Raw genomic sequence first — 12,068 nt, forward strand, 5'->3', positions numbered from 1 at the left:
CCCGGTGTCAACGCTGTTCGCCGCTGAAATTGTCGGCTGCCCGCTGCTGATTGCGCAGGTGATGATTGAAGGTGGCGGCATCTTTGGCCAGCGCATCCAGATGGGCGCCCAGCATTTTGATCTGCTTCACCAACGCGTGCTGTTCCGGCACTGAGCTGGCGGTGCTCAGTTTGCGCACTAACTGCTCGTTCTGCATACGTAATGCGACTTCGCGTTGTTTGGCTTCTTCCAGCAACTGTTGCAGCGCCTGATAGCTGTGCTGCCATTCGCGGTGCTGCTTTTCGAAGCTGGCCTGCAACTCACTCATTGCATTTTGAAACTGGGTTTCCAGCTCGCGCATTTTCATGGGATCGATCCTTTGCGGCACTCAATAATGGGTTGCAGTATAACGAAAACTGCACAGAACCTCACCCGTTGACGACGATTGCGGAAAATTCCCGACTTGCAACCGGGGCCGTGGGTCTTACAACCAGGTTCATTCCCGGCATTAAAGGCTTGGTGTCCAGCGGGGGCGGCACGATGCCAAGTGCAGTTGCCAAGGGGGAGGGGAAGGACAAGAAACCCGCCGGCAGCATGGCTACCGGCGGAGGAGAGTTATTTATTGAAGAATTTATAATCCAGCGAATAACGCCCTGCACCGGTGACCGCCAGCAGCAACAGTCCGCCGATAATGCTGATATTTTTGAAGAAGTTTATTTCATTGCCCATCATTTCCATGCCGGTCATTTTCCAGAACGGATGGCCGATAAAAGCGGTGCCGAGGACATAAACGGCAAAAATAACCGCAATGGGTCGGGTAAATAACCCGAGAATAAGTGCAATAGCAAAAAAGAACTCAACCACCACGGCGATAATCGCCGCTAAATACGGCATTGGCGTACCATAACCTTCCATTGCCGTGACGGTTGCGCCGAAGCTGGTCAGCTTCATCCAGCCAAAAATGATAAACAGGATCATCAACAATATTCGGGATAGCAGAATAACGCCATCTTTTGAGCTTTCACCCATTTTGAACTCCTCAGCCACTGTCACAATTATGTTGTGTTACTGGTTAAATAGTAGACTAATATTAGCTTTGTTGTGGCGACAGCCGAGAGTAACGCACTTTTTTATAGGAATAATTTCTATGGATCTTGAATTTCTGGCAGATGAAAAACGTTTCTATATAAACGATCAGCAGGGAAAAATGATCGCCGAGATATCTTTTGTGCCGAGTGGGGATAAATTAACCATTATTGATCACACCTGGGTGGATGAGGTGCTGAAAGGCCAGGGCGTGGGTAAAAAACTGGTGGCGCTGGTGGTCGCCAAAATGCGAGCGGAAAACCGCAAAATTATTCCGTTGTGCCCGTTTGCCAAACACGAATTTGATACTACGCCGGAATATCAGGATATCCGCGCCTGAATTTTTAACGGTATGACTCTGTCTGGGGGAGGCAGCCTCCCCAATATTGGATGTGTTCAGGATTTACTGCAGGACGGGATCATCAGGCGGGTTTATGGGCGGCCAGAATAAAGATCATTGGGCGTTCTTTCTCTTCATCCAGCGCCGGGTTTTCTGTTATTTGCTGTGCTGAAGGACCCCATTCATTCAGGTAGGAAATGACGAAACCTTGCTGCACCAGCAAATTAACGTAGCTACCGAGCATACGGTGCTGCTTGATCACCCCTTCCGCCAGCCAGTTGGAAATTCGTTGCCCCTCCTGCTGATAACCGTTGACCGGCCAGGACTTTTGTCCGTTTTGATCGACCAACCAGCCCTGATGTTGCGGCGCGGTATAAATAGGGTGCTCGGCGGTGAAGATAAACTGCCCGCCGGTTGCCAGTGCTTGATAAACCGTGGCGAACAGCCGCGCCAGATCTTCGATGTAGTGCAGCGTCAGCGAACTGTAGGCCAGATCACAGGACTCCGGCGGCAGCTGAAGCTGTTCCAGATCCTGCTGGCGGTATTCAATGCCGGCATCCTGCGTCATTGCCCGCGCTTTATTGAGCATTTTCTCCGACAGATCCAGCCCGAGTACGTCGGCAGCCCCTTGTTCACGCGCACTGCGACAGAACCAACCGTAGCCGCAACCGAGATCGACCACCCGCTTGCCGTGTAAATTCGGCAGTATGCTGCGGATAGTCGGCCATTCCGGGGCGCCGTCCAGCCCGTTGACCGAACGACTGAGCTGGGCATAGCCGTCGAAGAAGGCCTGATTGTCATAAATATTTTGCGTCATGATGACTCCTGGTTTTAGTTGTAACGTCCACTTCCGGTGGGACGTTCAGGCAAGAAATCATCATATTCAAGCAATGAGCTGCTTTCTACAGCTATAGTAGATAAATATACTGTTGTTTCTCACCAACGTTATTGGGGCACAGTGATGATATAGGGGGCAGAGCGTGCTGCTACCGACAACCGTAATGACTTAGGTCGAAACGTGTCAACGCTATTCGGGAAGGGTCATACTCATTAAAAAAAGCCCGCAATTTACATTGCGGGCTTTGAACAGTTTCTATTCGAACGGTTTCTGCCAACTGTTATCTGTTAGGCTACCGCCAAATCTGCAGTTGAGGTGCTGGCAACACCGTTTACGCTGACTTCAGCGTAGTGCAGAGTATCAATCAGTGTCTGGTGATTCTGATTTGTCAGGTAGATCACGCTGTCAGCGCTATCAAGAGAACCGTTATCGTTGTTATCGATAATGACATAGCTGGCATCGTTACCGCCGTCGAATGCTACAGAGGCTACACCGACTTTTGACGTTAACGAGTTGCTGTTGCTCAGACCCAGAATACCGCCTAACAGGCCGACAACGCCGTTGGTCAACCCACCAATCAGCGAACCCAACAAACCGTCCATGATATCGGCCGAACGCAGGCCGTAATCTGCCACGGAACTGCCGGCATCACCAGAGATAGTCACGCCGGATGCGGCATCAATAATACTGTCTTTGGCGCTGCTAAAGTCGGTGATGGTGACACCGGCTTGGCTGGTGCTGCCCTTCAATTCATAGATATTGCTGCCAGCGCCACCAGTGATGGTGGAGTTAGCGGCTACGTTGAAGGTGTCATCGGTTGCTGTACCGGTAATGTTCAACTGGTAACCGTTCAGGCCAAGGGTATTCAGTAGCGGGGTCAGCAGTGTGGTAGTTACCGTGCTCAGAGGCAGGATATTCAACAATTGTACCAGGATACCGTCACCGGTACCGGCATGTGCTGAATCCAAATCGATGCCTGCAGTATTACTGGATGCATCGATAGTGCGAACATTGCTGTAACCGCTACCCAGAGTCAGATCCAACTTGTTGTCGCCTGAGACATTGATGGTCGTTACCTGAGCGTTGGTACCAATAAGGTTCAGAAGGTTAGTGAAATCACCTGTTCCATCAGAAGCAATATTGACATTGGCCAGTGAAGTCCCGCCCAGTAGGCTGCTGCTACTTATCAGACTCAGAGAACCTGCATCGATATTACCAGTGCTGGTGGCATCGAAGTGGATATCGAATTTGTTGGTGGCATTTTGACGGAAAGTAATTTCCAGGTTGCTGTCGGCGGTGGCGTTACCGGTAACCGTTAGCGCTGCAGCATCACCGCCGGCGGCGTTGATTACTTTGACGTTATCGGCTTTACTGGACAGCGCGAAACCGAGTGAGCCCAAGGTGCTTTGAGTTGCTTGAGTAGTGGTACCGCCTGTGGTGCCTTCTGCTGTCGCGGTACCATTCAGCACGCCAAAGTCAAAGGTATGAGCGCCTGTAGTGACCGTCTGTCCATTCAAGGTCCCGGTGGATTTCCCAACATAGCCCCCCAGGTCGATCTGTTCAAAACCAGTGAATTGGCTGGTGTTAGTGGTAATGGTGCTGGTGCGAGCCCCCAACAGACCTGTGGTGGTTGCGACATTTTTGGTGATGAAGTTGGCGGAAATACTATCAGTGCCGTCCCCACCGTTTGCGGTGAGGGTAGTGGCGATACTGTTGGCACCCGTAGTGGCATTACCACCCCATATCAGCGCGTCATCGCCTTTACCCAAGTTAAATTTACCTGTAGCAGCGGCAATATTGGCTGTGGATGAAATACTAGCGACATCGTCTCCAGAACTGGCGTTTAACACGATGTTAGCGTTGTTTACTGTAATGTCCACCCCAGTGTTAACGCCATTATCGGACAGGTTAACCGTCGTGGCGGCACTACCGTTGATAGTCAGAGCACTCAAATTATCGGCAAACTTCAGATCCACTGTGCCTGCGCTGTTGGCATCGAGTTGGACATTTTTTAGTACTGCTGTTTCAGCATTGCTAAGTTGATGGCTATTTTGAGTGTTCACTGTGCCGGTTGCATTGCCGCCACCTTCTGTAACGCTCAGCTTAGCGGCGGTTTTGTACAAAAGGTTTTCACCGACACGGGCTTCGAATGCGTGCTGTTGAGAGACTGCGGTATCGCCAGTACCTGTCGAGGTACGCAGATCGTTGATGATGGCTTCAATGATGGTTTGTTTATTCGGCAGCGCGCTATAGGCAGCCAACTGCTCGGCCGTAGGTGCTGTGCCATGTACCGTGGTATAGACCTTTTGGATCAGAGCATTGCCTTCCAACTGGCCAACGCTGTTTTGGAATTCTGGATAAGCAAGCAGTTTTTGGGTCAGATAATTGAGGCTGCTCCCTTCCGATAAGGATTTGCTCCAGGCCTCAAGAGAAATGGAGTAAATACCGCGATCTGCAATGCCTAATGCTAGAGAAACCGCTTGTTCGCGGAGCTCTTGAGATGCTAAATGCTCGGGATCCAGATAAAGCAATTTATTCACATTGCTTTCAAATGCAACCTGCTGGGTCAAAGTTGCATCGTCAAACCCTTGATAATTAATTAAACTGCTGCTGATGGACGCCAATGCTTGCCCCAGAGAACCGGTGCCAAGCAACTGTGTGACTTGTTCTGCTGATGGAGCTTCACCATAAACGCGCTCATAAACCTGAGCGATGATTTGTTCATTACTTTGGCCCGCGTAAAGTTGTTGCCCTTTCGCTGAGTTTAAAAACTCCGCGGCCAAGCTTTCTACCGTTTTATCACCGCTTTCCAGTTGTTTTGCATAAGAATTAAACGCTGAGTATGTTGTCACGGGGCCCAGAAGCGCGTAGTAAATAGATGCAGCTTGCTGCTGTGATGGTAAAGAAGCCATAATAAATTACCTCATGTCAGTCAAAAGGATACGAACTATTGTCACCTCAATAACTTTGTTACATCTGCAACTTTTCGACGGGGGGGTCCACCCTGAGATAATAAAATTCCCAGAAAAAAAGTTGTGAAGGAGAGTAACGAGTGGCAAAGGCGCACAAATGGCGTTATTGCTACCTATGTAAAGGAAAGTTCAACTAATACGAACTGTCAATGGCAATGCTAAAACATATTTTTGATATTGAAGGTATCTGAGTTTTTCTTGCCTATAAATAAGATAAGTGTAGTAGGAATAATGACAGTGATATGAAAATTGCGATGTGGATGATAGATGCTGTAAATCGTGTTTACACTAGTTTTATGGCGATCGTGGTTTGGTAGCTCTTTGTTTTTAAATAAAAAGTAATTTACTGTGCAGGCCTGAAAATATTGAAGTGTGTATTATTTCCATGGTTACCATTTCGGTGTTGAACTAAAATTTATACTATTACCCTTATTTTAGTAAGACTAATGGCGACAGGCTAATCCCTACAAAATGAGACAGACATAGAGTTTTTTGACCTATGGATTGTGCAAATAAATTAATAGGCTAGGCCGCGTTTTATGTCAGAAGTTTTTCCGTGGTGTACCCAGTTTATACTGGCCAGTATCGGCTGCGATTGTCTGGATCCAACCTAGGTCAAAAACAAAATAAACGTACTGTCCAATTATTAGGTAATGCCGAGATGCATGATGGTATTTATTTGATATTGCTTGATTTTTAATGCGGAGATTCTGCTGGTGCATAACCGTGGTCGACTGGAGTGGTTAGCTGAATCAGGAATATCATGTGCCTCGTGCCAGCCCTGCTTGTGACGGATGTTCTACTCCGTAACGAGCCAGATTGTTCCCTCAAAGTAGTAAAATACCCGGATTAAAAATAAGTGTTTAAGCGTACTGATTTAATGGGAAGCTATCAATCATAGTGTTCATTAATAATTCATTAGTTTCTCATATGAGATATACAATCTTTTGAGTTATGAAAATGCAATATAAGTATTTTCTGATTATGACATTTCAGTGAGATATAGAGGGTTGATGTAATATTGCCATTGCTGAAGAACATGTTGGTTATTATTTATGCACTCTTGGCATGTGTACAGCCTTGACATTTCATCTTTATTGCTCGTATCACAGGGGAAACCATTCTTATGTATGGTTAACGTCACGGTTCTCGCTGTCGATACGAAATAGCAGAGTATTATCATCGAGTTGTTCAGGTATCAATAATGACCTATTTGGATGCTCTGTTGTTGTTTTATATCTTTGGCTTAAGCGGGATGCCGTGGTCATGGTGCGTTGCTGATTAACCATGTAGCGGAGGACACTCGTCAGGCTGGTTGCCTGTAGTTGCATTTATGCACCGAACTGGAGGGTTACTATGAGAAGTCGGGGTTTGCCTTTAATAGTCTGGGCTTAAGGTGAGGCTTCTCAGGTGTATACGTGGACATTGGGAAAAGCCCGAAGTTTGATGTTCGGGCTGCTGTCTTGGCGGGATTACAACCGACGGCGATGATTGCCGCCAAAGAGATGCCCATCGCCCCATGAGTGGTTCAGGGCAGTGGAAAATGCCTGGTGAGATGCGCCGTCGGCAAATGGACGCGTATCACGCTCGCGCTGGAACTGCGGCTGATGCTCTTGTGACAGACGTACCGGGCCGGGTGCAAAATGACGTTCAGGCTGCAGCCGGTTATCGCGTTGCGGCAGAGCATGTTCGACTCGTCTTTGCGGTTGGTGCGCGGCAGTGCGGGTTGGCCCAGTATAACGTTCGGCGTTGCGGCGCGGTTCGAAGTTGGGCGAGGTCATCGCTCGATGTGCCAACGGGGCGGTATGCATTGGCGTAAAGTTGCTGCGCGCCGGTGAAAAGTGCGGTTCGCTAAAGGACGCCCGTGGGCCATAACCGTCATGATGCCAGTCGTTGCGGTTGATCCGGTTGTTGTTCACAAAGGTGTGGTTGTTGTACACCACCACCGGACTGCCGCCCCAATGCACGCCCCAGTTGTTATCAAACATCGACCCCACCATGACGCCGGCGGTAAAGCTGATCAACCCGGTGGCGACCATGTCGCCGGAGCTGTAGGCCGGAGGTGGCGCATAGCCGGGATAATAGGCCACTGGCGGGTTGCCGTAGACGGCGGTCCCGTAGCTGGGTACATACACCACGCCAGGTTGAGCCGATTTAATGACGATAGTTTGGGTTGGCGCTGCCACGGTTTTACCGGCCGCCACGGCAGGTGCGTTGGCGCTATTGTTGGCGGTAACGACAACCTGCTGTTGAGCATTACTTTTCAGTGCGCCACTGTTGCTGGCGCGTTGACGCAGTTGCTGGACGGCGTTCATCACATCACTCGGAGCCTGGGTATAGGCGGTGCCTAATGCCTGGGTCCAGCCCGGATTCTGCGCCATCTGCTGGAGTACATCAGGGAAGGTCACCATGGCTTTTACGGCCGGTGCCCAAGGCTGTGCGTTAACCGCCTTCGTCAGTGCGGTGCCCGTCAGGTTTTTGTTTTGCAGCAACCAGGTGTTGGCGGCGTTGACCTGCTCGGGCGTGGTACTGGCGGCCAGGACCTGCGCCAGCAAATTATCAGGGAACAGGGCGACAGGGCCGAGCAGTGAATACAATTGCTCAGCATTGGGGGCGCTTTGTCGCACACTGCTGCCCGGTACCTGCGGTGCCGGCGCGGCGGCAGAAGATGCAGCAGCAGGGCGGTCTTGTGCCCGATCGCACCCGCTCAGTGCCAGCAGCGCCATCAGAACCCAGGGTAATTTTTTCATGTTGAACATGCGATCTTCCTCTTGTTAAACCGAGGAACTCTTGAGCCTGTCCGGGGAACGGCGCTGACAGGAAAAGATCCTGCTCTGTGCGCTTGATGTCGTTCCCCACTCAATTTTCTCGGATGCCTCAGAATGGCATGTTCAATTTCCGGACGATATTTAAACCGGGTCCGGAATCGGACTGCGGCGGTCAGAAGCGGTATGACACACCGGTCCACAGCATGCCGCTGCCTTTTTTGTTCACCATCGAGCTGTCGGTGATGGCGTTGGCCAACTGGGTATAGCGCCCGGTGATAAAGGTCGACCACTGTGGGGTCATTTGATAGGTGGCCGACAATTCCAGATAGGGTGACCAGGACGAGCCGGCATGGTAAGTGGCCAGCCCGCTGCGTGCCGACTCGTCGGCCGAAACGCCATAGTAGTAATCATTGCTTTTACCGTTGCTGTAGGTGACGCCGACACCGGGCCGCAGTTGCCAGTCGCCGTGTTCGATGGGGTACAGATAGGCGACGTCACCGGTAAAGCCGTTGCTGTTGTTCAGCATGTCGGTCGCCAGTTCGGTACGGAGGGTACCCCAACGGGCCTGATGACGATAACCGATGCCGCCCATCAGGGTGGCGTGGCGGTTGTTTAACTGCTTCATGGCGTCGTTGTCGCTGTCGGATGCCTTGAAATGCAGCGGGGAATAATAGGCGTTCAGGCTGAGTTGATTCTGCTGGTCTTTCCACAGATAGGCGCCGGCGCTGAGCCCTTGCACGAAGAAACGGTCGCTGTCGTAGCCGATCACCGGCAGAGGCATCACCCGATCCTGTTCGCCCTGATAGGGGCTGGGGCTGACCAACACCGATGCGCCTAGTGTCCACGGGCTTTGCGCCCAGACCGAATGGCTGAAACAGCCTGCACTCAGCAGGATCCAGCTTAACTTTTGTTTTTTCATCATCATGAGGCCTTTTAAGCAAGTGCGGGCCGGTGCGGCCCGCCAGGGGGAATCGGTTTATTTACGGCCGAAGCGGCGTTGAACCACGACAAAGAACACCGGCACCAGGAAAATGGCCAACAGAGTGGCGCTGATCATGCCGCACATAACGCCGGTGCCGACCGCGTTTTGCGCGCCGGAGCCGGCACCGGTGCTGATCACCAGCGGCAGTACGCCGAGGATAAAGGCCAGTGACGTCATCAGGATGGGGCGCAAGCGCATGCGCGTGGCTTCCAGGGTGGCAGCAAGCAGTGGTTTGCCCTCTTTCTCCATCAAATCCTTGGCGAACTCGACGATAAGAATGGCGTTTTTGGCCGATAAGCCGACGGTGGTCAGCAGGCCGACCTGGAAGTAAACGTCGTTGTTAAGGCCACGCAAGGTCGCGCCTAACAGGGCGCCAATCACGCCGAGCGGCACCACCAGCATCACGGCAAACGGGATGGACCAGCTTTCATACAGCGCCGCCAGGCACAGGAACACCACCACCAGCGAGAGGGCATACAGCGCCGGGGCCTGGTTACCGGAAAGCCGTTCTTGATAAGACATGCCGGTCCAGTCATAGCCAATCCCCTTCGGCAGTTTGGCCGCCAGTTTCTCCATCAGCATCATCGCCTGGCCCGAGCTGCGCCCTGGGGCGGGTTCGCCAAGAATTTCCATCGAAGGCAGGCCGTTATAGCGTTCTAACCTGGGTGAGCCATATTCCCAGTGGGCACTGGCGAAGGCGGAGAACGGAACCATCTGGCCGCGATTGCCTTTTACGTACCACTGATTGAGGTCATCCGGCAGCATGCGGTAGGGCGCGTCGGCCTGCACATAGACCTTTTTTACCCGTCCACGATCGATAAAGTCATTGACGTAGGTGCCGCCCCAGGCGGTAGACAGCGTCTGGTTGATGTCATCCACTGAGACCCCCAGCGCTTCGGCCTTGGCCTGATCGACATCGACCTTAAACTGCGGCGTATCTTCCAGGCCATTCGGACGGATCTTGGTCGCCACGTTGGGGTATTTAGCTGCCATAAACAGCAGTTGGTTACGTGCCTTGGTCAGAGCAGCATGCCCAAGACCGCCATTGTCGATCAGCTCGAAGTCAAAGCCGGTGGCGGTGCCGAGATCGGTAATCGCCGGCAGATTGAAGGCAAAGGCGATGCCCTGTTTGATGCTGTGGGCAAAGGCCATATTGGCGCGCTTGATGATCGCCTCAACCTTGTTTTTCGCTCCTGGGCGCTGGCTCCAGTCCTTCAGGCTGACAAACGCCAGCCCGTTATTCTGGCCGTTACCGTTAAAACCGAAACCGGCGACGGTGAATACCGAGTTGACGTTGGCTTTTTCCTTATTTAGGTAGTAGTGAGTCACCTGGCCCAACACCGCTTCGGTGCGTTGCTGAGTGGCACCGGCCGGCAGCTGTACCATATTCATGAACACCCCCTGATCCTCGTCGGGCAGGAAGGCGGTGGGCAAGCGGATGAACAACAGCGCCATGCCAATCACAATCAGAAGGTAAATCAGCAGCATGCGACCCGTGTGATTGAGGATGTTGCCGACACAACCCTGATAGTGTTGGGTACTGCGGTCGAACAGGCGGTTAAACCAGGCGAAGAAGCCGGTTTTTGGCGCATGCGCGCCGGGTTTTAGCAGGGTAACGCACAGCGCTGGGGTCAGGATCAGTGCGACCAGCACCGACAGCACCATGGCGGAAACGAGGGTCACCGAGAACTGTCGGTAGATGGCACCGGTCGAACCGCCGAAGAACGCCATGGGAATAAATACCGCTGACAGCACCATGGCGATGCCCACCAGGGCCCCCTGGATTTGCGTCATCGACTTGCGCGTGGCTTCTTTGGGCGAAAGCCCTTCCTCCGACATCACCCGTTCGACGTTCTCGACCACGACAATGGCATCGTCCACCAACAGGCCTATCGCCAATACCATGCCGAACATCGTCAGGGTGTTTATCGAGAAGCCGAAAGCCGCCAGAATGGCAAAGGTCCCCAGTAACACCACCGGAACCGCAATGGTGGGGATCAGCGTGGCGCGGAAGTTCTGCAGGAACAGATACATCACCAGGAACACCAGAATGATGGCTTCGATCAGGGTTTTGACCACTTCGCTGATCGAGATTTTGACGAACGGGGTGGTGTCGTACGGATACACCACGTGCATCCCCGCCGGGAAATAAGGTTCCAGACGACCGATTTCAGCCTTCACCGCGTTGGCGGTATCCAGCGCATTGGCACCGGTGGCCAGTTTAATCCCCAGTCCGGCGGCCGGTTTGCCGTTGTATTCGGCGCTGGTGGTGTAGTTTTCGCTGCCCAGCGCAATACGCGCTACGTCACGCAGATGAACCTGCGAGCCGTCCTGATTGACGCGCAGCAAGATATTGCCAAATTGCTGCGGGGAACTGAGGCGGGTTTGGGCGATGATCGAAGCGTTGAGCTGTTGCCCCGGCACCGCCGGCAAGGCGCCGAGTTGGCCACCGGCGATCTGGTTGTTCTGAGCCTTGATGGCGCGCACCACGTCTTCGCTGGTCAGTTGATAATTGTCCAGCTTGTTGGGATCCAGCCAAATACGCATGGCGTACTGCGCGCCGAACAGTTGCACCTGGCCGACGCCGCTGGTACGGCTAATCGGATCCTTGATATTGGCGACCGCGTAGTCCGCCAGATCCGCCTGCGTCATGGCACTGCTGTCGGAAGTGAAGGCGGCCACCATCAGGAAACTGCTGGAGGCCTTCTGCACATTAATCCCTTGATCCTGCACCGTTTGTGGCAGTAACGGCATCGCCAGTTGCAGTTTGTTTTGTACCTGCACCTGGGCGATGTCCGGGTCGGTCCCGCTGGCGAAGGTCAGGGTGACGGTGGCGTTACCGGCGGCGTCACTGTTGGACGACATGTACATCAGGCCGTCCAGGCCATTCATGTTCTGCTCAATCACCTGGGTGACCGTATCCTGCACCGTTTTGGCGTCCGCTCCCGGGTAGGAGGCGCTGATGCTGACCGCCGGTGGCGCAATGGTGGGATACTGTGCTACCGGGAGTTTCATGATGGATAGCGCCCCCGCCATCATGACGATGATGGCGATGACCCAGGCGAATATTGGACGATTGATAAAGAAATTAGACATGTCTCAG

General features: G+C 52.7%; 8 protein-coding genes. 1 reads left to right on the forward strand and 7 read right to left on the reverse strand.

Going from position 1 to position 12,068, the window contains the following annotated elements; all coding sequences use genetic code 11:
* Positions 1-7: 7 nt before the first annotated feature.
* Positions 8-346, reverse strand: coding sequence for an MbeD/MobD family mobilization/exclusion protein (locus tag ACGS9J_RS14240; RefSeq protein ID WP_085118397.1), 339 nt, complete (start codon positions 344-346; stop codon positions 8-10).
* 248 nt (positions 347-594) lie between these two features.
* Positions 595-1,008 (reverse strand): DoxX family protein, encoded by a 414-nt coding sequence (locus ACGS9J_RS14245; RefSeq protein ID WP_442231533.1) that lies wholly within the window; start codon positions 1,006-1,008, stop codon positions 595-597.
* Between the two features lie 118 nt (positions 1,009-1,126).
* On the opposite strand from ACGS9J_RS14245, the gene ACGS9J_RS14250 reads away from it, so the two are divergent.
* Positions 1,127-1,405 (forward strand): GNAT family N-acetyltransferase, encoded by a 279-nt coding sequence (locus ACGS9J_RS14250; RefSeq protein WP_442231534.1) that lies wholly within the window; start codon positions 1,127-1,129, stop codon positions 1,403-1,405.
* Between the two features lie 82 nt (positions 1,406-1,487).
* Here the strand turns inward: ACGS9J_RS14250 and ACGS9J_RS14255 are convergent, their stop codons facing one another.
* From ACGS9J_RS14255 to ACGS9J_RS14275, 5 genes are all read right to left on the reverse strand, one after another.
* On the reverse strand, positions 1,488-2,222 hold the full coding sequence (locus ACGS9J_RS14255; protein WP_442231535.1) for a class I SAM-dependent methyltransferase: 735 nt from the start codon (positions 2,220-2,222) through the stop codon (positions 1,488-1,490).
* 308 nt (positions 2,223-2,530) lie between these two features.
* The gene (locus tag ACGS9J_RS14260) at positions 2,531-5,155 is read right to left on the reverse strand and encodes a beta strand repeat-containing protein (RefSeq protein ID WP_442231536.1); all 2,625 of its coding nucleotides are present in this window, start codon (positions 5,153-5,155) and stop codon (positions 2,531-2,533) included.
* A 1,532-nt stretch (positions 5,156-6,687) separates the two neighbouring features.
* Positions 6,688-7,974: a DUF3300 domain-containing protein gene (locus ACGS9J_RS14265; protein ID WP_442231537.1), complete on the reverse strand. Its 1,287-nt coding sequence runs from the start codon at positions 7,972-7,974 to the stop codon at positions 6,688-6,690.
* 181 nt (positions 7,975-8,155) lie between these two features.
* Positions 8,156-8,908, reverse strand: coding sequence for a MipA/OmpV family protein (locus tag ACGS9J_RS14270; RefSeq protein WP_442231538.1), 753 nt, complete (start codon positions 8,906-8,908; stop codon positions 8,156-8,158).
* A gap of 51 nt (positions 8,909-8,959) precedes the next feature.
* The gene (locus ACGS9J_RS14275) at positions 8,960-12,061 is read right to left on the reverse strand and encodes an efflux RND transporter permease subunit (protein ID WP_442231539.1); all 3,102 of its coding nucleotides are present in this window, start codon (positions 12,059-12,061) and stop codon (positions 8,960-8,962) included.
* Between the last annotated feature and the right edge of the window lie 7 nt (positions 12,062-12,068).

The organism is Serratia quinivorans, from assembly GCF_052113645.1.
Classification (GTDB): domain Bacteria; phylum Pseudomonadota; class Gammaproteobacteria; order Enterobacterales; family Enterobacteriaceae; genus Serratia; species Serratia quinivorans_B.

Excerpts from the sequence above, each read along its gene's own strand:
- ACGS9J_RS14240 (WP_085118397.1), bottom strand. The coding sequence starts at position 346 with ATGAAAATGCGCGAGCTGGAAACCCAGTTTCAAAATGCAATGAGTGAG.
- ACGS9J_RS14245 (WP_442231533.1), bottom strand. The coding sequence starts at position 1,008 with ATGGGTGAAAGCTCAAAAGATGGCGTTATTCTGCTATCCCGAATATTG.
- ACGS9J_RS14250 (WP_442231534.1), top strand. The coding sequence starts at position 1,127 with ATGGATCTTGAATTTCTGGCAGATGAAAAACGTTTCTATATAAACGAT.
- ACGS9J_RS14255 (WP_442231535.1), bottom strand. The coding sequence starts at position 2,222 with ATGACGCAAAATATTTATGACAATCAGGCCTTCTTCGACGGCTATGCC.
- ACGS9J_RS14260 (WP_442231536.1), bottom strand. The coding sequence starts at position 5,155 with ATGGCTTCTTTACCATCACAGCAGCAAGCTGCATCTATTTACTACGCG.
- ACGS9J_RS14265 (WP_442231537.1), bottom strand. The coding sequence starts at position 7,974 with ATGTTCAACATGAAAAAATTACCCTGGGTTCTGATGGCGCTGCTGGCA.
- ACGS9J_RS14270 (WP_442231538.1), bottom strand. The coding sequence starts at position 8,908 with ATGATGATGAAAAAACAAAAGTTAAGCTGGATCCTGCTGAGTGCAGGC.
- ACGS9J_RS14275 (WP_442231539.1), bottom strand. The coding sequence starts at position 12,061 with ATGTCTAATTTCTTTATCAATCGTCCAATATTCGCCTGGGTCATCGCC.